Origin of the sequence: Kibdelosporangium banguiense (assembly GCF_017876405.1) — a bacterium.
Classification (GTDB): Bacteria; Actinomycetota; Actinomycetes; order Mycobacteriales; family Pseudonocardiaceae; genus Kibdelosporangium; species Kibdelosporangium banguiense.
In genome coordinates, this window is the sequence record NZ_JAGINW010000001.1 from 1,959,026 (window position 1) to 1,979,364 (window position 20,339).

Below are 20,339 nucleotides of genomic sequence, written 5' to 3' on the forward strand. Positions count from 1 at the left end.
GATTACGGAGCCGGGACCGGAACAACCGGAAGCGGCGGGACAGGTAGTGGCGGCAACGGCACCGGAATCGGCAGGCCGCCGAGCAGGCTGGTCACCAGATCGAGCAAGGTGCTCAGCAACGAGGTCAGCAACGCGGTCACGCCGGAGAGCAGATCCAGGCCGGGCAGGCCCTTGGCCGTGCCGTCCGGCATCGATGCCAGCTTGGCGGCCAATTCGGAGCTCAGGTCGTTGGCCTTGACCGAGTTGTCACGCGTCTCGGCTCTGGTGGCCCACTCGTCGGTACGGGTGACCAGCGCGTTGAGCACTCCGTCGAGCTCACGCACGTTGGCCTTGACACCGGCCACGTCGCCGGCTTCGTAACTGGCTTTCAGCTGGTCGTGCATTCGCTGGACGGTCTTGGCAGCCACTTCGGGGTCAGCCGTCGCGGTCCACCCGGAGCCGTGCCAGTCGTCCGCCGAAGCGCCGCCGGCGAGCACCATCATGCTGCCGACGACCGCGACAGCGACCTTTTTGACGAATCCCATTCTCATTCTCGACTCCATCCCCCCGCTCAAATGATGACGTAGCCAACAATGAGCGGATCCCGCTAGTACCGGAACATAGTCACCAGCCGACAGCAGGCGCGCCAGAGTTGTTCATCAAGGTCGTATTCGACGGTTTGCAGCGAGTGATCGAATTACCGGCGGTGATCAACTACTTCCGACACGGGCCGGGGACGTGAGTCCGGCCGCCGCTTACACACCGGCGCCGGACACACCCGGCACACGGACGCCGAACAGCCACGAGAGAGCGAACCTTCACCTGAGTGAGTGATTCCATCGAGTGAACTCCGTGCGAACGGGTCGGTCACACGGGTTCGCCCCTTGAAAACCCCTGCTCAGACCCCATTCCCGGTAGACTGGACCAGGGACGCCCCCCGGGATGGGTGGGGGACTGTCTTACGGGGGATGCGGGGCGGGATTCTTGGTGTGGCATACGGGTTTCATTTTCAGGTGACGTGCGGTTGTTTCCGAATTGGGATGTGGGCGCGGCTTCACTTGGCTCGTAGCGCTTCGGCTCGCGGCCATGTGAGGCTGGGCTCTGGGCGTGCGAACGGCCCGGGGAGTGGGCTCGCCGGGCCGTTCTGCCTCGTGGTGAGAGGTTTTCAGTTTACGTCGGGAATGACGCCGCCGATCAGGGCGCGCAGACCGTAGTTGAACAGGTCCGTGTGCGTGCCTCGGGCCTGAAGGGCTTCGGCCAGGGTGGGGGTTGAGGTCAAGTCGGGCGGGGCGCCGCTGACGCCGGTTTGCTCCTGCAGCACGAAGCCGTTGACGTACACGGTGATTGCGCCGATTGTGCGCAGGGCTTGGGCCGGGGTGAAGCCGAGGTTGACCATCGCGGCCAGTTCCGAGTCGAGGGCTTTGAGGGTTTCCGGGCTTCGTGTTGTGGATTGAACGACGATCCGGGCGCCGTCCCGGTGTGCCAGGAGTGAGTCGCGGTAGGCGCGGGCGCGCCGCAAGAGCCAGTCCTGCCAGGACTCCCCTTGCCTGGGTGGCCCCATTCCGGGCGCCGTGACGATCGCGTCGGCCATCCCGTCGAGCAGCTCCTGCTTGGTGCGGAAATGCCAGTAGAGCGCCGGTGATTTGACGTCGAACTCGGCGGCGAGGCGGCGCACGGTCAGACCGTCGAGGCCTACCTCGTCCAGGAGCCGCAGTCCCGCTTCGATCAGGCCCTGCCTGGTCAGCTTCACCACACGAGTCACCTTAGCAGTGCTAAGCTGGGCCTTAGCACTGCTAAGGAGGTTTGGATGATCGTCTTGGTGGGTCCCGGGTTGGATGACGGAACGCGGTGCAAGAAACTCGCGGCGCTGCTTGACCACGACCAGCGCGTCGTGCGGGTGCATCGGCGGCAGTACCAGAGCGATATCGCGTGCACAGTGGCGGAGGAAGTCGAGGATGTCCTCGCGCTCGTGAGCGAGCCCGCGGTGATCTACGGGCACTCGTCGGGCGGCGTCGTGGCGTTGGAAGCGCTGGTGGCGAAGCCGGAGTTGTTCACCGGCGCCGTGATCTACGAGCCGGCCGCCGTGATCGGGCCGCCGTTGGCGGGTGCGGAGCTGATGGCGCGGGTGCGTGCGGCCAAACCCAGCAAGGCGATGGAGATCTTCCTGCATGAGGTGGTCGGCATGCCGGCTGCGAAGGCGCGGCTGGCCGGGACGTTGGTCGGGCTCGTGCCGGCTTATCGACGGCTGGTTCCGCGTCAGCTCAACGATCTCGAAGCGCTCGACCAGCTCGGCAATCGGCTTGACGTGTACAAACAGATCGAAGTGCCGACCGTGCTGGTGGGCGGCGACCAGAGTCCCACGCATCTCGCCGAACGGCTTGACGCGATCGAAGCCGTGTTGCCGAACGTGAAACGAGTGACGCTGCACAACCTGGGCCACGACGCCGACACCGGCGCGCCCGAGGAGCTGGCGCGGATCATCAGAGCGGCCATTCGTGTGAAGTGACTGCAGTTCGCCGGGCCTGGCCGCAAGCATGTACGCATGGCGGAACCTGAGGACCACGACGAGATCCGCGAGTTACAGGCCGGTCTGCGGCAGGCGCTGCACGACTACGACAACACGACCGCCGAGCAGAAGGCCGAGGCGTTCGCCCGGATCGTGCCCGTCGCCGACGTTCTTGTTGCCGCTCAGCAGAAACAGCTGGACAGACGCGCCGAGATCAGAGCCGCTGACCGGCGCAGGCTGCTGAGCCGGATCCTGTTCGCCGCCGCCGTTGTGGTGCCGGTGGTCGTGCTGCTGGCCGGCCTCAGCCTGTGGCTGCTGCTGATCATGCTGCCGCTGCTGGCCTGCGGCATCTACCTGCAGATCGCGTCATGAGCCCGCAGACAGCCCCCACCCGTCCCGGGGGGCGGCCCTGGTCCAGTCTATCGGGGATGGGGGTTGAGCAGGGGTTTTTGCTGGATGAACCGGTGCGAGTGGGCCGTTCGCACGAGGATCACCTGGATGGTCCAACTGGCGGGAGGGGCCGTGGCTGAGTATGAGGGCTTCGACGAGCTGCGGTCCAGGGTGGACAAGCTTGTGGTCTGGGCGCGCAGTGTTGACGGGACTGCGGTCACCAAGTCGCAGCTCAGTGGGGTGGAGAGCCGGCTTGAACGGTTGACTGACGCGCGTAGTCAGGCCGGCAAGGAGCTTGCCGCGGCGCAGGAGCAGATCAAGAGGCTCGCTGATGGCGCCAAGATCTCGGCTGAGGCGTTCGAGAAGGCCGTCCGCAAGTTCGATGACGAGTTCAAGTCGGCGGGCAGGCGGCTGCGGGCGCTCGAAACCGATGTGGTGACGCTTGCCGACCAGGTCAGGAACACACAGCGCGAGGTGGAACTGCTTGAGCGGAAGGTGCGGCAGATCGACGCACCCGGCTCGAAGGCGGAGATCGATACCTGGGCGCTTGGCCAGGCTGAGCTTGCCGCTGAGATCTCCGCGGGGCGGAAAGCCGCGCGTAAGCTGCGCGCCCTTGCCGACACCGAGGCGCTTGAGCGGCGGATTGCCCGGCATGACGAGCATGTCGACGAGTTGCGGACGCGCCGGGGTCAGGCGATCGCTGCGGCGCGGGAGCTGGCGTCGCTTGAGCCGGACGCGATCGATGAGGCTTGGCTGTCTCCGATGCGGGCCTGGAACAAGCATCACAAAGCGGCCATCGCTCTTGCTGAGGAACTGGACAGCTCGGCGGCGGATGCCCAGGAGGCCAAGGCTGAGCTGGCGGTTCAGTCGCAGCGGAGTTCGGAACTGCAGCCTGCTGTGGAGCGGGGCCGGCGCGCCGAAGAGCGGTTATGGGGACGTGTCCACGGCTACATGGAGTCTGTTGTGGCCGCTGACCAGTTCCTGCCTATTTGGATGGTCAACGCCTTGGGGCCGGGCCTTCCGCGGCAGAACTGGCGGGGGTGGATGAGCGCGGCCGTCGGGATCATCTTCTACCGGGTGGTCTACCAGGTCACCAGTCTGGTCGACGCGCTCGGCGAGCGTCCGGCGCAGGAGGGCGAGCGGCAGGACGAGTACGACCGGCTCTACGCCGAAACTCAGTTGCCCGGTGGGGTAATCAGATGATCCCCTGATTCTCTGTGGAACGCTACCGACGGACGCTGGCCTTGCCGGGTGTACGCCCCCTGATGATCCTGATGCTGTTCGCCAGGATTCCGACGGCTGCGACCGCGATGACGCTCACCCTGCATGTGGCCCTGGGCCTGGGGCGGGGTTACGGCGCCGCCGGGCTGGTCGGGGCCACGGCGACGGTCGGGATCGGCATAGGCGCGACGCTGACCGGACGGATCATCGACCGGTACGGTCTGCGTACCGCCCTGGTGATCACGACGCTCGGCGAGACCGTGTTCTGGGCCACCGCGCCGTTCATGTCCTATCCGGTGCTTCTGGTGATGGCGTTCATCGGTGGCCTGTTCGCGATCCAGGCGATGGCGATCGGGCGGCAGGCGATCGCCGCGCTGGTCCCCGAGGAGCACCGGCGCACGGCCTACTCGATGGACTCGATCTCCGTGGAGGTGTCCTTCATGGTGGGCCCGGTGGTCGGTGTCGCACTGGCCACTCAGGTGTCCACATCGACCGCGATGCAGGCCGTCGCCGCCGGGTTCGCCCTTACCGGCATCTCGTTGTTCATCATGAATCCCCCGATGCGCGGGGACAAGGAACCTGTGTCGACGGAGCGGCCACCGCGGCGGGAATGGCTCAACAGCAGGTTTGCCGGCGTGCTGCTGATCGGTTCGGGCGCGGTGTTCGTACTCGCCGGCACCGAGGTCACCATCGTCGCGGTGTTGCGTGAGCACGGCGAAGTCGACTGGAGCGGCGCGACCATCGTGATCCTGTGCGCCGCGTCGATCGTCGGCGGACTCGTGCACGGCGCCGTACGCAAGTCGTTGCCGCAGGTCGTGTTGATGGCTTTGCTTGGCGGACTGACGATTCCGGCGGTGTTCTTCGACAGCACCTGGTGGATCGTCGGCCTGGCGCTCGTGCCCGCCAGCGCGATGTGCGCGCCGACCATCGCGGCCACCGGCGAGGAAGTCAGCCGCCTCGTCCCGGCGGCCGTGCGCGGGGAAGCGACGGGGCTACAGAGCACAGCGCTCACCTTCGGGGCGGCGCTGGGCTCACCGGTGATCGGGTTCATCGTGGACCACAGTTCACCGGGATGGGGCTTCGTCGGCGCCGGTGCCGGCGGACTGATCGTCGCCGCGGGTGCGGCGCTGCTCATCCGCCGGACACCGGCCCCCGCTCAGCTCACCAGCGCTTCGGCGATCTCGTAGGTGTTCAGCGCGGCACCCTTGCGCAGGTTGTCGCCGCAGACGAAGAAGTCCAGCGTGTTCGGGAAGTCCAGGGCCTGACGGACCCGGCCGACGTAGGTCGGGTCACCGCCCACGACGTCCGCGGGCGTCGGGAACCTCTGCGCCGCCGGGTCGTCCACGAGCACGACCGAAGGCTGCGCCTCGAACACCTCGTGGGCCTGCGCGACCGTCACCGGCGAAGCGAAAGTCGCGTGCACCGCAAGGGAATGCGTGGTCACGACGGGAACGCGGACACAGGTCGCGGAGACCTTCAGATCCGGGATGCCCATGATCTTGCGGGCCTCGTTGCGGACCTTCAGCTCCTCGCTGGCCCAGCCGTCCTCTTTCAGCGAACCGGCCCACGGCACCACGTTGAGCGCCAGCGGCGCCGGGAACGGCGAGTCCGCAATGGACAGACCGGCCGCTTCGAGCGCCTCGGCCACATCGCCTGCCCGGCCGCCGACGTGCTTGCCGGCCACGGCTTCCAGTTCGGCGTACAGCCGGTCGATGCCGCCCTGGCCCGCGCCGGACGCCGCCTGGTACGACGCGACCACGAGCTCGGTCAGGCCGAACTTGCGGTGCAGCGCGCCAAGGGCGGCCATCATCGACAGGGTCGTGCAGTTCGGGTTCGAGATGATCCCGCGGGGCCGCTCGTGGATCTTGTCCACGTTCACCTCGGGCACCACCAGCGGCACGTCCGGGTCCATCCGGAACGCGCCGGAGTTGTCCACCGCGATCGCGCCACGGGACGCGGCGATCGGCGCCCACTCGGCGGAGATCTCGTCCGGCACGTCGAACATCGCGATGTCCACGCCGTCGAACGCCTCCGGCGAGATCGCCTGGACGGTCAGCTCCTGGCCGCGCACGGTCATCTTCTTGCCGGCCGAGCGGGCCGACGCGATCAGCCGGACCTCGCCCCACGGGAACTCGGGCCGGTTGTTCATGATGTCGATCATCACGCCGCCGACCGCGCCGGTGGCGCCGACGAGTGCCAGTACCGGTGCCATCAGCGACCACTCCCCGCGTACACCACAGCCTCTTCCTCGCCGCCCAGCTCGAACGCCTCGTGGATCGCGCGGACGGCCGCGTCCAGCTCGGTGTCCCGGATCAGCACCGAGATCCGGATCTCCGACGTGTTGATGATCTCGATGTTCACGCCCGCGCGGGCCAGCGCCTCGCAGAACGTGGCCGTCACGCCGGGGTGCGAGCGCATGCCCGCGCCGACCAGCGAGACCTTGCCGATGTGGTCGTCGTAGAGCACCTGCTCGAAGCCCAGCTCGGCGCGGACCTTCTCCAGCGCGGCGACCGCGTTGGGGCCGTTGGACTTCGAGAGCGTGAACGTGATGTCGGTCCGGCCGGTGTGGGTCGACGACACGTTCTGCAGCACCATGTCGATGTCGACACCGATGTCGGCGATCACGCGGAAGATGGCCGCCGCGACGCCGAGCTTGTCCGGCACCCCGACCACGGTGATCTTCGCCTCGGAACGGTCGTGTGCGACGCCTGTGATCATCGCCTGTTCCACTGAAAGCTCCTCGATCGACCCGGTCACGACGGTGCCGGGCTTCTGGTTGAACGACGACCGGACCCGGACCGGCACGCCGTACCGCCGGGCGTATTCGACGCAGCGCAGCATGAGCACCTTGGCCCCGCTCGCCGCCATCTCGAGCATCTCCTCGTAGGTGATGCGGTCCAGGTGCCGCGCGTTGGGCACGATCCGCGGGTCGGCGGAGAACACGCCGTCCACGTCGGTGTAGATCTCGCACACGTCGGCGTTCAGCGCGGCGGCCAGCGCCACCGCGGTGGTGTCCGTGCCGCCCCGGCCGAGTGTGGTGATCTCGTTGGTGCCCTGGCTCACACCCTGGAAGCCGGCGACGATCGCGATCGCGCCGTCGTCCAGCGCCTCCTGGATGCGGCTGGGCGTCACGTCGATGATCCGGGCGTTGCCGTGCGCCGCGGTGGTGATCACACCTGCCTGCGAGCCGGTGTACGAGCGGGCCTCAAGGCCCTGGGCGTGGATGGCCATCGCCAGCAGCGACATCGAGATCCGCTCACCCGAGGTGAGCAGCATGTCCAGCTCACGGGCCGGCGGCACCGGGGCGACCTGGCCGGCCAGGTCGAGCAGCTCGTCGGTGGTGTCACCCATCGCCGAGACCGCGACCACCACGTCGTTGCCGGCCTTCTTGGTCGCGACGATCCGCTCGGCCACCCGTTTGATCCGGTCCGCGTTTCCCACCGAGGAACCGCCGTATTTCTGGACAACGAGCGCCACGCCGCTCAACCCTTTCCTCAATCGCTTCAGACCACGTCGGGGTGAGCCTACCTGCGGCTGGTAGCGGGTTTCGTTGCTCGTGTGTCGGCGGCCACTTGGTGTAACACCCTCTAGCCTGGAGTCCGTGTCCACGACGGAGGTGACTCGGCAGTCAGTCCCGGACGAGGTGTCCACGGCCACACAGGAGACGACGCAACAAAGAACTTGGACAGTGCGCCGGGTCGCGCTGTTGCTCGCACCGGCACTGGTCTACCTGGCCATCCGTGAACTCGGCCTGCTCGTGCTGTCGTGGATGAGCTTCCAGACGCGCTTCCCCATGGGCGAGGCGCTGACCTCGTGGGACGCCGACTGGTACCTCGGGATCGCCAGCGGCGGTTACGACAACGTGCCCGCACGCCTGGTCGACGCGTACAACCAGCGCAGCGCCGAGACACCCCTGGCGTTCTTCCCCGGCTATCCAAAGCTGATCAACTACCTGGGCATGGTGTTCGGCGGCACCGAGACCGCCCGCCTGGTGGCCGCGTTCACGATCACCATCGTCGCGGGCGTGTTCTGCGCGTACGCGCTTGCCCGCATCGGACGGCGAATCCCTGGTGGCTCGTATCGAGTCGGGCTGATCCTGGTGGCCCTGTTCGCGGCCGCACCGCTGAGCATCGTGCTGACCATGCCGTACTCCGAGGCGCTGTTCTGCGCTCTCGCCGCGTGGGCGTTGGTCGGCGTGCTCGAGCGGAACTGGATCCTGGCCGGGCTCGCGTGCGCAGCTGCCGGGCTGGTCCGGCCGACTGCCGCCGCCCTGGTGCTCGCCGTGGGGCTGGCCGCGCTGGTCGCGGTGATCAAACGGGAGGACGGCTGGCGGCCGTGGATCGGCGGGCTGCTCGCGCCGCTCGGGTTCGTGGGTTACCTCGGTTGGGTGGCCGTTCAGACTGGCGAGCTGCTGGGGTACTTCAAGCTGCAGGAACGCGGCTGGGACTCGCGGTTCGACGGCGGCGTGGCCACGTGGAACTTCGCGATGGAGTCGCTGACCCGGCAGCTCTCGGTGCTGGAAGGCGTCACCATCCTGGTGCTGCTCGCCGCGATCGTGCTGGTGATCGTCGGCTTCCGGATGAAGCTGCCGTGGCCGCTGCTGGTGTTCGCGCTCGGTGTGATGGTGATGGACATCGGCTCCAACGGGCTGATGGCGTCCAAGGCCCGGTTGCTGTTGCCGGCGTTCGTGCTGCTCATCCCGATCGCGATCGGCCTGGCCAAGCGGCGCACGTCCACCGCGGTGATCACATTGAGCGTGTTGGCGGTTGTCACGTCGTGGTTCGGCGCGTATTCGCTTACGGTGTGGAGCTGGGCGATCTGATGCATCCGTTGATCGAGCAACGCTGGAGCCCGCGTTGGTTCGACTCGTCGGTCGAAGTGACCGACGCGCAGCTGGCAGCGATGCTCGAGGCAGCACGGTGGGCGCCTTCGTACGGCAATACGCAGCCCGCGCGCTACATCGTGGGCCGTCGTGGTGACGGGAGCTACGAGAAGATCTTCGAGTCGCTCAGCCGCCGCAACCAGAACTGGGCGCAAAGTGCCCCGGCGCTGCTGGTGGCCGTCGCGGTGACCGTGAACGCCAAGGGTGATCTGCCGCTCTGGGAGTACGGCGTCGGCCTGGCCACGGAGAACCTCGTCCTGCAGGCCGTGTCCGAAGGCCTGGTCGCACACCAGATGGGCGGCTTCAACGCGGAGGCCGTGCGCGTGCTGTTCCAACTGCCCGCGGAGGCGAAACCAATCGTCGCGATCGCCGTCGGCAAGCTCGGCGACCGCGCCACCATCCCGGACGATGTCCGAGACCGGGAGCTCGCTGTGCGCAAGCGGCTCCCGCTCTCGGAGATCGCCTTCACAGGGGAATGGGGCAAGCCCTTTACAGCTGAGCCGTAATCGCCGCGTTGTAGGTGGCGATGCGGCCGTACACGCCTGGGTAGCCGGCCAACGCACAGCCACGGCCCCACGACGTGTCACCGATCAGCTTGCCGCCCGCGATCATCGGGCCGCCGGAGTCACCCTGGCAGGTGTCCGTTCCTCCGTTCGGGTAACCGGCGCAGACCATGGCCGAAGCGACGAAGGACGTGCCGTATGCCGTGCTGCATGTGGCATCCGACGTGACCGGCACAGTGGCCTTGAGCAGGTAGCGCGACGCCGAGCCGCCTGAACTGGTCGTTCCCCAGCCGAGAATCGTGGCCTGCGTGCCCGCGGCGTACAGCGCCGTGTCCGCAGTCGTCGCCAACGGGAGATACGGCGCGGGAAGGTTCGTGCTGAGCGTCAGCACCGAAACGTCGAAGCCGCGCGTGGCGGTGGTGTAGCTCGGGTGGATCCAGATGCTCGACACCGACGCGACCGTGCCTGCCGAGCTCTGCTTGTCCTCACGGCCCCACACCACGCGGGTGCTGGCCGCGGTCCGGCCCACCGTGCAGTGCGCGGCGGTAACGACCTTGTTGGCCTTGACCAGCGTGCCGCCGCAGAACTGCGAACCGGACGTACTGGCCAGGTAGACGGTGTACTTGTAGTCGTTGATGTTGGCGCGGGTGCCACCGACGATCATCGGTGAGACATCGGCCGAGGCCACTGACACAGTCGACAGTGCGGCCAGCAGCGTCACGATCGTGGTGATGGTGGCCCGCACCAGGCGGTGCAGGGTTGCCGCCATGGTCGTCTCCTTCTCCCGGAGGACGCCCCTCAGGTCCGAAGGACGTGGTCCATGAGTAATCGGACCACAACAGAGCGTGCAACCGCTGATCGGCCGATGACATTGCCAGAACGCCAAGGACACAACGCGCCCGACGCTGGATCGAGAGAAACCGCACCGTGGGGGTCTGGGGGGCTCGGCCCCCAGAAGATACGGGGACATGGTCCGCGCCCCGCTGGGAAGAACAACGCTGGAAATAAGCGGACCCCGTGCACCTGCCAGAGCTCGCTTATCCTTGCTGCCTTCCGGCCCTGGGGAGGTTCACGAGATGGACACCGCACGAGGTCCGCGTTCAGTGTAGCGAATCGATGTCCGGCCCGGGCCGAGCCCCCACGGGGATTGTCAGACCCGCCCGGTAGGGTCGCGGGCGTGGCGCTTGCCCTTTATCGGAAGTACCGTCCGGCGACCTTCGCTGAGGTGGTCGGCCAGGAGCACGTCACCGAGCCGCTGCGGGTCGCCCTGACAGCCGGCCGGGTCAATCACGCGTACTTGTTCTCCGGGCCAAGAGGCTGCGGGAAGACCTCCAGTGCGCGGATCATGGCGCGGTCGCTGAACTGCGCCGAGGGCCCGACGCCGGACCCGTGCGGCAAGTGCGAGTCGTGTGTGTCGCTGGCGCCCAACGGGCCCGGCAGTGTCGACGTGGTCGAGCTGGACGCGGCCAGCCACGGTGGTGTGGACGACACGCGTGAGCTGCGGGACCGGGCGTTCTTCGCGCCGGCCATCTCGCGCTACCGCATCTTCATCATCGACGAGGCCCACATGGTCACCACGCAGGGCTTCAACGCCCTGCTGAAGATCGTGGAAGAGCCGCCTGAGCACCTGATCTTCATCTTCGCCACGACCGAGCCGGACAAGGTCCTGACGACCATCCGCTCGCGCACGCACCACTACCCGTTCCGGTTGATCCCGCCGGGCATCATGCGGGAGTTGCTGGAGCGCAACTGTGCGGCCGAGGGCGTGACTGTCGAAGCGCCCGTCTTTCCGTTGGTGATTCGGGCGGGTGGCGGTTCGGCTCGTGACACGCAGTCCGTGATGGATCAGTTGTTGTCCGGCGCAGGCCCCAATGGGGTGACATACGAACGTGCGGTCGCACTGCTCGGAGTCACGGATGTCGCGCTGATCGACGACATGGTCGACGGGCTCTCAGCCGGGGATGCCGCCGCGGTGTACGGCACGGTCGAGCGGCTTGTGGACGCCGGCCATGATCCGCGCCGGTTCGCCTCGGACTTGCTGGACCGGTTGCGTGACCTCGTGTTGCTGAGCGCGGTGCCGGATTCGGGCGCACGCGGTTTGGTGAACGTGCCCGGCGACGAGCTGACCAAGATGTCGGCGCAGGCCGAACTGCTCGGTCCGGCAACGCTTTCCCGGTTCGCCGAGATCGTCCACACCGGACTGGTCGACATGCGGGGCGCGACGTCGCCGCGGCTTGTGCTTGAGCTGCTGTGTGCGCGGATGTTGCTGCCGGCCGCCGTTCCGACTGACGCGGCCGCCGATTCCGCTGTGTTGCAACGACTTGAGCGGCTTGAGCGCGGAGTTTCCGTGGCGCCACAGGTCGCGGCCGCGATCCCTGCTCCGCAGTCGGCACCACCGCCCGCGCCGGTTCAACGCCCTGTCGCACAACAAGCGCCGCCGCCGGCCCTCGCACCAGCACCAGCACCGGCGCCTGCCCCGGTTGCCCAAGCCCCGGCACCCCAGCCAGAGCCGGTTCAGGCACCGTCAGCCGCCCCGGGCGCGATGGACACGACCGCGATCCGCCGGATCTGGCCGGACCTGCTGACAGCGGTTCGCAGCCAGCCGGGAGGCCGCAGCACCGAAGCGATGCTGACCAACGCGACCGTGCAGGCCATCGAAGGCGACACCGTCGTGATCGCGCACGCCGCCGCGCCGCTGGCTCGCCGGCTGGGTGAGTCGCGCAACGTCGACCTGATCACCAAGGCGCTGAACAACGTGATCGGCGGCAACTGGCGCGTCAGGTGCGTGCACGCGGGCGCAGCGGGCGCACCGCAGGCCACTCAGGCCCCGCCTCCGCCTCGCCCGCAGCCGACTCGGCCGAGCCAGCAGGCCGCGGTCCAGACTCCGCAGCGGGAAGCCCCCCGTCCGGCGACCGACCACGACGACATCCCACCGCCGCCGGAGCCGCCTGAGCCCGACGACCCTCTCCCGCCACCTGCACCGAAGTCCCCGGAGGAAGAAGAAGAGGAGATGCTCAAGGAGGCCTCCCAGAAGCCCGGCGAGGGCGAGCGGATCATCGCCCGCGACCCGGAAGAGGTCGCGATTGAGCTCCTCACCCAGGAACTCGGCGCCCGCAAGATCTAGGCCGGGGCTTTGCCCCCAAAGTGGCTTTCGGAGCATCCAGCGCTCCCAACGCCACTTTGGGGGCAAAGCTCAGCCGAGGTACTTGATGATTCCGGCGGTGATGGCGTCGGCGTAGCGCTGGCGGCCTGCGGGCGAGGCGAAAGCGGCGGCCTCGTCGGGATTGCGCATGTTCCCGCATTCGACGAGGACTGCCGGGCGCTCGGAGAGGTTGAGGCCGCCGAGGTCGTTGCGGGGTGAGAGGCCGTTCGTCCCGATGTAGGTCGAAGTGGCGAAACCCGCTGATGCCATGACATCGCGCAGTGTCTGGGCGAGCTTTGTGGCCGGTTCGCCTTGCGCGGCGTTCAGCGGCGGGGCCGAGTAGGCAATGTGAAAGCCGTGTGCGCCAGGCGAAGTGGAGCCGTCGGCGTGGATCGAGACCACCGCGGTCGCGTTCGCCTGGTTGCCGATCGCGGCTCGTTCGTCCACACAGGGACCGACACCCGTGTCGTTCGGACGGGTCATGACGACCTGGATTCCCTTTGCGGTCAAGGCACTGCGCACGCGCACCGAAACGTCCCAGGTGAACTCGTGCTCGGTGTAGCCGGCGTTGGTCGCGGTCCCGGTGGTGTTGCACGCTTTCATCTGGCCGCGCCCGGCCGGGACCTGTTTGTTGATCTTCGCCGGGTTCGCGGCGTTGCCGCCGTTGTGGCCAGGGTCGAGCACGACGACCTTGCCCGCGGCGGGCGGCTTGACCGGAGTGGCGGAGGAACTGGTCGGCGCCTGGCTGGCACTGGAACTAGTCGGCGGTACCGGGAGTTCTTGAGAGAGGGTGGGTGCCGCGACGTTCGCCGCGGTCGTCGGCAGTGGCATGGACTGCGGGATGCCCGCCTCCGGAGTGCTGCACGCGGCCACGAGGCCCACGGCCAGAGCAAGGGCGGACAGGGTGCGGCGAGGCGAGGACGTCACAACGAGAGACTAGTCTTGACAACAGCAACAAGGACGCGAAGGAGCCGCGGTGCAACCCGGAATGCCCCCCAACATCCAGGACATCCTGCAGCAGGCGCAGGCCATGCAGGAGAAGCTCGCGTCCGCCCAGCAGGAGCTCGAGGACGTCGAGGTGACCGGCACGGCCGGCGGCGGTCTGGTGACCGCGACGGTGTCCGGCGCCGGCGAGCTGACCGCGCTGGCCATCGACCCGAAGGTGGTCGACCCCGAGGACGTGGAAACCCTGTCCGACCTGGTCATCGCCGCGATCCGGGATGCCAACCGCAATGCCCAGAAGCTCGCCGAGGAGAAGATGGGCGGCCTGGCCGGCGGCTTCGGCGGCGCGCTCGGACTGCCTGGTTTCTGATGTACGAAGGCCCGGTCCAGGACCTCATCGACGAGCTCGGCCGGCTGCCGGGAGTGGGCCCCAAGAGCGCCCAGCGGATCGCGTTCCACCTGCTGGCCGCCGAGCCCGCGGACATCACGCGGCTGCAGGACGTGCTGCAGAAGGTCAAGGACGGCGTGGTGTTCTGCGACGTCTGCGGCAACGTCTCCGAGCAGCAGACGTGCCGGATCTGCCGGGACGCCCGGCGTGATCCGCAGAAGGTCTGCGTGGTCGAGGAGCCCAAGGACGTCCTGGCGATCGAGCGGACCCGTGAGTTCAAGGGCCGCTACCACGTCCTCGGCGGCGCGCTGGACCCGTTGTCCGGGGTCGGGCCGGACCAGCTGCGCATCCGCGAGCTGCTCGGCCGGATCGGCTCGCAGGACGTCACCGAGGTGATCCTGGCGACCGACCCGAACACCGAGGGCGAGGCCACCGCCACCTACCTGATCCGGCTGCTGCGCGACTTCCCCGGGCTGACCGTGACGCGGCTGGCATCCGGCCTGCCGATGGGCGGGGACCTGGAGTTCGCCGACGAGCTCACGCTCACCCGGGCGCTGTCCGGGCGCCGTGCCGTCTAGTTATCAGGTACTAACCGCGACCTTGGAGGCGCCGCCCCGGCTGGGCGGCGTCCGGGTGCTCGCCATCGACGGCCCGTCCGGCTCGGGCAAGTCGACCCTCGCCCGGGAGGTCGTCGCTCAGCATCCCGGCTGTGTGCTGGTGTCCACGGACGACTTCGCCACCTGGGACGACCCGGTGTCCTGGTGGCCACGCCTGGAGAACGGCGTCTTCACGCCGTTGGCGAACGGCCGGCCGGGCCGGTACCAGCGGATGGAGTGGCCAGGCGGCGTGCCCCGGCTGGGCGAATGGGTCACCGTCGAGATTCCGGAAATCCTCGTCATCGAAGGTGTCTCGGCCGGGCGCCGTGCCGTCCACGATCGACTGTCCTGCCTCGTTTGGGTGGATTTCACCTGCGCTTCAGCGCGTCTTGAGCGGGCCGTCGCCCGCGACGGGGAGAGATCTCGGCCACATCTTCGGCGGTGGCAGCAATTCGAGTCCGGCTGGTTCGCAGTGGACGATCCCGCGGCACGCGCGGGCCTGAAATTTCACACAGGGTAACTATCCGCATAAAAACGCGTGGCTTTTGGGAACCTGTGTGGCCCGATTGTGACCTCCGGTGGTTCGGACTGCTGCGAAGACCGACTAGATTCGGCGACCACAGTGTGAGACCCGGACAACATCCGGGCGGTCTTTCAAGGGAGTGCGCGATGGCCTACCCGCGATCCGCGCGTCCGATGCAGTCAACTGCCTCAGACGCGTCGCGGCGAACGCTGCTACTGATGTCGACCGCCTCCGCGGCATGGGTGCCGCTCGCATGACCGCTCCGATCGAGGTATCCGGCCAGTCAGCCGAAGCACAGCCGGAAGCGGCGTTGACCGGCCTGAGCCAGAAGGCCATCCAGGGCCGTTCCCTCGGCCAGATCGCCTGGATGCGGCTCAAGCGCGACAAGGTCGCCATGGCCAGCGGTGTCCTGGTGGTGATCTTCGTGCTCGCCGCGCTGGCAGCATTCCTGCTCGACCGCGTGTTCGGTGTGATCAACCCGCTGGCGTTCAACGAGGACCTGCTCGATGCGAGCACCCAGATGCCCATCACCGGCTGGGGCGGGATCAGCTGGGACCACCCCATGGGCATCGAGCCGGGCTACTACCACGGCCGCGACATCCTCACCCGGATCTTCGCGGGGTCGTGGATCTCGCTGCTGATCGGCTTCGCCGCGACGATGATCTCCGTGATCATCGGTGCGGTGCTGGGCGTCATCGCCGGGTACTTCCGCGGCTGGGTGGACACCGTGATCAGCCGGGCGATGGACATGTTCCTGGCGTTCCCGCTGCTGCTGTTCGCCATCGCCCTCGCGGGCGTGATCCCGGACGACGCGTTCGGGCTGACCGGTGACTGGCCGCGGATCCTGGTGCTGGTGTTCGTCATCGGCTTCTTCAACTGGCCGTACATCGGCCGGATCGTGCGTGCGCAGACGTTGTCGCTCCGCGAACGCGAGTTCGTCGACGCGGCCCGTAGTCTCGGCGGACGCAGCCCGTACATCCTGTTCAAGGAACTGCTGCCGAACCTGATGGCGCCGCTGCTGGTCTACTCGACGCTGTTGATCCCGACGAACATCCTGTTCGAGGCGGCGCTGTCGTTCCTCGGTGTCGGCGTCCGCCCGCCCACCCCGACGTGGGGCGGCATGTTGTCGGACGCGACGTCTCTCTACTCCGTCGACCCGTGGTTCATGATCTTCCCGGGTCTGGCCATTTTCGTGACCGTGCTGGCGTTCAACCTGCTCGGTGACGGACTGCGCGACGCGCTCGACCCGCGGGCCCGCTAGCCCATCGGATAGGCCGCCGTCCGGTGGCTGATCAGCAACAAAGGGGTGCAGGTGTAGATGAAGAAAAAACCCATGCTCGCGATGGTCGCCCTTACGGCGACCGCCTCGATGCTGCTTGCAGCCTGTGGCGGCGGCGGTACGAGCTCCAACAACAACAGCGGTGGTGGTGGCAGTGGCGCGACCGCGGCGTTCAACGCCGCCGTCGAGCGTGTCTACAACCCGTCCGACAAGAAGGGCGGCACGCTGAAGATGGCGAAGGCAGGTGACTGGGGCGACTCCGTCGACACCGGCGACACCTACTACGCCTACTCCTGGAACTTCCTGCGGCTGTACGCCCGCACCCTGATGATGTTCAAGTCGGGCCCTGGTGCCCAGGGTGCCGAACTGGTGCCCGACCTGGCCGAGGCCAAGGGCACGCCGAGCGCGGACCTGAAGACCTGGACCTACAAGATCCGCAAGGGCGTCAAGTTCGAGGACGGCACCCCGGTGACGTCCAAGGACGTCAAGTACGCGGTGGCCCGGTCGCTGGACAAGGAGGTCCTGCCCAACGGCCCGACCTACTTCAACGACTACCTCGATCTGGGCGACTTCAAGTCGCCGTACAAGCAGGACCCGTCGACCCTGAAGGCGATCGAGACGCCCGACGACCAGACGATCGTGTTCAAGCTGAAGTCGCCGCTGTCGAACTTCGACTACTTCGTCATGCAGCCGGCCACCGCACCGGTGCCGCAGGCCAAGGACACCGGTACGAAGTACAAGGAACACGTCATCTCGACCGGTCCGTACAAGTTCTCCAAGTACGAGCTGGGCAAGAGCATGACCTTGGTCCGCAACGACCAGTGGGACGCCTCGACTGACCCGAACCGCAAGGCGCTGCCGGACCAGATCGACGTCACGCTGAACGCCAACCCGGAGGACCTGGACAACCAGCTCCTGGCCGGCACGATCGACCTGGACATCGAGGGCAACGGTGTACGCGCCGCGGCCCAGGCCAAGATCCTCAACGACCCGACGCAGAAGGCCAACGCCGACTCGACGATCCTGGCCCGCAACTGGTTCACCTCGATCAACGGTGACGTCGCCCCCCTGGACAACGTCAACTGCCGCAAGGCGATCGAGTACGCCGCGGACCGCACCGGTTACCAGCGTGCCTACGGTGGTGCCGACACCGGTGGCGAGATCGCCACTGGCCTGCTGCCGCCGGTGATCCCCGGTTACGAGAAGTTCGACCTGTACCCGAGCGAGGGCAACAAGGGCGACCAGGCCAAGGCAAAGGAAGCACTGACTGCCTGTGGCCAGCCCAACGGCTTCGAGACCAACATCTCCTACCGCGCCGAGCGGCCGAAGGAGAAGGCGACCGCCGAGTCGCTGAAGGACTCGCTGGGCAAGGTCGGCATCAACCTGACGATCAAGCCGTTGCCGGAGAGCGACTACACCAAGCTCTACGCGGGCAAGCCGGACTACGCCAAGGACAACAAGCTCGGCCTGATGGTCTACGGCTGGGGTGCGGACTGGCCGGACGGCTTCGGCTTCCTGGCCAACATCGTCGACAGCCGAACCATCCGGGCGACCGGTGGCAACTCGAACCTGTCGGTGAAGGACCCCGAGGTCGACAAGCTGGTGGACAAGGCGATCGACACGACCGACGAGGCCGCCCGCAACAAGATCTGGGCGGAGATCGACAAGAAGGTCATGTCGGACGCGTTCATCCTTCCGGGTGTCTGGGCCAAGGGCCTGCTCTACCGCCCGAAGACGCTGACCAACGTGATGGTGAGCAACGGTTTCCAGCAGTACGACTACCTCGCGCTGGGCGTGAACAAGTAGTAGTCGCCTAACCAGCGCAAAGGCAGGTGAAGGCAACAGTGGCCGGCGCTTCCCGCTCACAAGCGGGTGGCGTCGGCCGCTAGCCGAAAGCGGTGCTCGCATACATCATCCGACGCCTCATCGGTGCGGTGCTCACGCTCCTGGTGATCACGGCAGTCGTATTCATGATCTTCTTCCTGCTGCCGCGGTTCGCCGGGGCCACGCCGGAGGACCTCGCCTCGCGGTATGTCGGCCGCACGGCCACGCCCGAGGTAGTGCACGAGATGGCGGTGCGCCTGGGGTTCACCGACCCGATCTGGGTGCAGTACGGCCGGTTCATCAAGGGCCTGGTGGCCGGGGCGGACTACGACACCGGCCCGACGACTGTGCACTGCGACGCGCCGTGCTTCGGCTACTCCTTCCTCAGACAGAACCCGGTTCTGCCCGACCTGCTCGACCGGATCCCGGTGACGGTGTCGCTGGCACTGGGCGCGGCAGTGCTCTGGCTGGTGTTCGGCATAGGCACCGGCGTGCTGTCGGCTCTCAAGCGCGGCACCATCGTCGACCGGCTGTCGATGGGCGTCGCGCTGGCCGGCGTCTCGCTGCCGATCTTCTTCACCGGTCTGCTCTCGCTGTCGATCTTCAGCTACGGCCTGGGCTGGTTCCCACCGGGCAACACCTACGTGCCGATCGAGGAGAACGTGCTCGACTGGGCGCACGCCCTGGTGTTGCCGTGGGTGACGCTGGCCTTCCTGTACGCGGCTGGGTACGCCCGGCTGACCAGGGCCACGATGCTGGAGACGATGAACGAGGACTTCATCCGGACCGCACGGGCCAAAGGCCTGCCGGAACGTACGGTCGTGGTCAAACACGGCCTCCGGTCGGTGCTCACCCCGGTGCTCACGATCTTCGGCCTCGACCTGGGCTTGCTGCTGGGTGGCGCGGTGCTGACCGAGACCACGTTCGGTATTCCCGGCATCGGCCAGTACGCCATCGAGGCCGTGAAGAACAACGATCTGCCCCGGGTGCTCGGTGTGACCGTGATGGGCGCGTTGTTCATCGTGGTCGCGAACCTGATCGTGGACCTGCTGTACGCCGTCGTCGACCCGAGGGTGCGTTACTCGTGACAGAATCCACAGAGGACTTCCTGGCGGGCGATGTCGCCCGCCCGTCCCGCAACCCGGGCGAGTCGTTCCTCCAGGTACGTGACCTGAAAGTGCACTTCCCCACCGACGACGGCGTGGTGAAGTCGGTGGACGGGCTGACTTTCGCGCTGGACCGGGGCAAGACCCTGGGCATCGTGGGCGAGTCGGGTTCCGGCAAGAGCGTGACCAGCCTGTCGATCATGGGCTTGCACAAGCGCGGCAGTGCGACCATCTCCGGCGAGATCCTGCTGGACGGCCAGGACCTGGTGACGTCCACACCGGAACAGGTCCGGGCGTTGCGGGGCAAGCGGATGGCGATGATCTTCCAGGATCCGCTGACCGCGATGCACCCGTACTACTCGGTCGGCGCGCAGATCATCGAGGCCTACCGGGTGCACCACAACGTGTCCAAGGCCGTGGCCAAAAAGCACGCGATCGAGATGCTCGACCGCGTGGGCATTCCGCAGCCGAACTCCCGTGTGGACGATTACCCGCACCAGTTCTCCGGCGGTATGCGCCAGCGCGCGATGATCGCGATGGCGCTGTCGTGCGACCCGGAGCTGCTGATCGCCGACGAGCCGACCACCGCGCTCGACGTGACCGTGCAGGCGCAGATCCTGGATCTGATCATCGATCTGCAGAAGGACTTCAACTCCGCGGTCGTCATCATCACGCATGACCTCGGTGTGGTCGCCGAATTGGCCGACGACATCATGGTGATGTACGCGGGCCGTTCGGTGGAGTACGGCACCGCGCACGAGATCTTCTCGGCGCCGCAGCACCCGTACACCTGGGGTCTGCTGGGCTCCATGCCGCGGCTGGACCGCGAACGCACCGAGCGGCTGCAGCCGATCAAGGGCACGCCGCCCAGCCTGATCAACGTGCCGGCGGGTTGCCCGTTCAACCCGCGGTGCGCGTTCGCGGGCCTCAACGGCGATCTGTCCACGACGGAGCGCCCGGAGTTCCGGGAAGTGAGTCCAGGCCACCACATCGCCTGCCACTTGTCTGGTGAACAACGCCAGAACCTGTGGGAGACCGAGATCAAGCCGAAGTTGTGA

General features: G+C 67.3%; 20 protein-coding genes and 1 other RNA gene. 14 read left to right on the forward strand and 7 right to left on the reverse strand.

From position 1 onward, the window contains the following. Positions 1–2 precede the first annotated feature (2 nt). The gene (locus tag JOF56_RS09325; RefSeq protein WP_209636409.1) at positions 3–530 is read right to left on the reverse strand and encodes a hypothetical protein; all 528 of its coding nucleotides are present in this window, start codon (positions 528–530) and stop codon (positions 3–5) included. A 614-nt stretch (positions 531–1,144) separates the two neighbouring features. Next, positions 1,145–1,741, reverse strand: a complete 597-nt coding sequence (locus JOF56_RS09330) for a TetR/AcrR family transcriptional regulator C-terminal domain-containing protein (protein WP_209636411.1) — start codon at positions 1,739–1,741, stop codon at positions 1,145–1,147. Between the two features lie 45 nt (positions 1,742–1,786). On the opposite strand from JOF56_RS09330, the gene JOF56_RS09335 reads away from it, so the two are divergent. From JOF56_RS09335 to JOF56_RS09350, 4 genes are all read left to right on the forward strand, one after another. Beyond that, positions 1,787–2,485 carry an alpha/beta fold hydrolase gene (locus tag JOF56_RS09335; RefSeq protein WP_209636413.1) on the forward strand — a complete coding sequence of 233 codons (699 nt, stop codon included), beginning with the start codon at positions 1,787–1,789 and terminating at the stop codon, positions 2,483–2,485. A 36-nt stretch (positions 2,486–2,521) separates the two neighbouring features. Next, positions 2,522–2,857, forward strand: a complete 336-nt coding sequence (locus tag JOF56_RS09340; RefSeq protein ID WP_209636415.1) for a hypothetical protein — start codon at positions 2,522–2,524, stop codon at positions 2,855–2,857. A gap of 150 nt (positions 2,858–3,007) precedes the next feature. Continuing rightward, the gene (locus tag JOF56_RS09345) at positions 3,008–4,078 is read left to right on the forward strand and encodes a hypothetical protein (protein WP_209636417.1); all 1,071 of its coding nucleotides are present in this window, start codon (positions 3,008–3,010) and stop codon (positions 4,076–4,078) included. A 14-nt stretch (positions 4,079–4,092) separates the two neighbouring features. Beyond that, entirely contained in the window at positions 4,093–5,283 is a 1,191-nt protein-coding gene (locus JOF56_RS09350) for an MFS transporter (protein ID WP_307854997.1), read from the forward strand. Here the strand turns inward: JOF56_RS09350 and JOF56_RS09355 are convergent. Continuing rightward, a complete protein-coding gene (locus JOF56_RS09355; RefSeq protein ID WP_209636419.1) occupies positions 5,253–6,308 on the reverse strand; it encodes an aspartate-semialdehyde dehydrogenase in 1,056 nt (351 codons plus the stop codon). The two genes, JOF56_RS09350 and JOF56_RS09355, sit on opposite strands and share 31 nt — an antisense overlap. Next, positions 6,308–7,573, reverse strand: coding sequence for an aspartate kinase (locus JOF56_RS09360; RefSeq protein ID WP_209636422.1), 1,266 nt, complete (start codon positions 7,571–7,573; stop codon positions 6,308–6,310). The genes JOF56_RS09355 and JOF56_RS09360 overlap by 1 nt, the downstream gene beginning before the upstream one ends. Positions 7,574–7,697: 124 nt before the next feature. Here JOF56_RS09360 and JOF56_RS09365 point away from each other — a divergent pair, with 124 nt between their 5' ends. Together JOF56_RS09365 and JOF56_RS09370 are read left to right on the forward strand one after the other, a co-directional pair. Further along, on the forward strand, positions 7,698–8,918 hold the full coding sequence (locus JOF56_RS09365; protein WP_307854998.1) for a putative hexosyltransferase: 1,221 nt from the start codon (positions 7,698–7,700) through the stop codon (positions 8,916–8,918). Next, entirely contained in the window at positions 8,900–9,484 is a 585-nt protein-coding gene (locus JOF56_RS09370) for a nitroreductase family protein (RefSeq protein WP_307854999.1), read from the forward strand. The genes JOF56_RS09365 and JOF56_RS09370 overlap by 19 nt, the downstream gene beginning before the upstream one ends. Here JOF56_RS09370 and JOF56_RS09375 read toward each other — a convergent pair. Continuing rightward, positions 9,468–10,250 (reverse strand): S1 family peptidase, encoded by a 783-nt coding sequence (locus tag JOF56_RS09375; protein ID WP_209636424.1) that lies wholly within the window; start codon positions 10,248–10,250, stop codon positions 9,468–9,470. The two genes, JOF56_RS09370 and JOF56_RS09375, sit on opposite strands and share 17 nt — an antisense overlap. A gap of 234 nt (positions 10,251–10,484) precedes the next feature. Then, an RNA gene (ffs, locus tag JOF56_RS09380) (signal recognition particle sRNA small type) lies at positions 10,485–10,581 on the reverse strand. Positions 10,582–10,658: 77 nt separating this feature from the next. Here ffs and JOF56_RS09385 point away from each other — a divergent pair. Next, positions 10,659–12,605 carry a DNA polymerase III subunit gamma and tau gene (locus tag JOF56_RS09385; RefSeq protein WP_209636426.1) on the forward strand — a complete coding sequence of 649 codons (1,947 nt, stop codon included), beginning with the start codon at positions 10,659–10,661 and terminating at the stop codon, positions 12,603–12,605. A 69-nt stretch (positions 12,606–12,674) separates the two neighbouring features. On the opposite strand, the gene JOF56_RS09390 is transcribed toward JOF56_RS09385, so the two are convergent. Continuing rightward, on the reverse strand, positions 12,675–13,550 hold the full coding sequence (locus JOF56_RS09390) for an N-acetylmuramoyl-L-alanine amidase (protein ID WP_372447852.1): 876 nt from the start codon (positions 13,548–13,550) through the stop codon (positions 12,675–12,677). Positions 13,551–13,599: 49 nt separating this feature from the next. On the opposite strand from JOF56_RS09390, the gene JOF56_RS09395 reads away from it, so the two are divergent. From JOF56_RS09395 to JOF56_RS09425, 7 genes are all read left to right on the forward strand, one after another. Next, positions 13,600–13,935 carry a YbaB/EbfC family nucleoid-associated protein gene (locus JOF56_RS09395; protein ID WP_307855000.1) on the forward strand — a complete coding sequence of 112 codons (336 nt, stop codon included), beginning with the start codon at positions 13,600–13,602 and terminating at the stop codon, positions 13,933–13,935. Continuing rightward, entirely contained in the window at positions 13,935–14,531 is a 597-nt protein-coding gene (recR, locus tag JOF56_RS09400; RefSeq protein WP_209636427.1) for a recombination mediator RecR, read from the forward strand. Before JOF56_RS09395 ends, recR begins: the two co-directional genes overlap by 1 nt. 22 nt (positions 14,532–14,553) lie before the next feature. Continuing rightward, positions 14,554–15,069, forward strand: a complete 516-nt coding sequence (locus JOF56_RS09405; RefSeq protein ID WP_245378208.1) for a uridine kinase family protein — start codon at positions 14,554–14,556, stop codon at positions 15,067–15,069. 256 nt (positions 15,070–15,325) lie between these two features. Further along, complete coding sequence (locus JOF56_RS09410; RefSeq protein WP_209636429.1) at positions 15,326–16,333, forward strand: ABC transporter permease; 1,008 nt, start codon at positions 15,326–15,328, stop codon at positions 16,331–16,333. A gap of 57 nt (positions 16,334–16,390) precedes the next feature. Beyond that, entirely contained in the window at positions 16,391–18,157 is a 1,767-nt protein-coding gene (locus tag JOF56_RS09415; protein WP_209636431.1) for an ABC transporter substrate-binding protein, read from the forward strand. Positions 18,158–18,249: 92 nt separating this feature from the next. Beyond that, positions 18,250–19,263 carry an ABC transporter permease gene (locus JOF56_RS09420; RefSeq protein WP_209636434.1) on the forward strand — a complete coding sequence of 338 codons (1,014 nt, stop codon included), beginning with the start codon at positions 18,250–18,252 and terminating at the stop codon, positions 19,261–19,263. Further along, positions 19,260–20,339, forward strand: coding sequence for an ABC transporter ATP-binding protein (locus tag JOF56_RS09425; protein WP_209636436.1), 1,080 nt, complete (start codon positions 19,260–19,262; stop codon positions 20,337–20,339). The genes JOF56_RS09420 and JOF56_RS09425 overlap by 4 nt, the downstream gene beginning before the upstream one ends.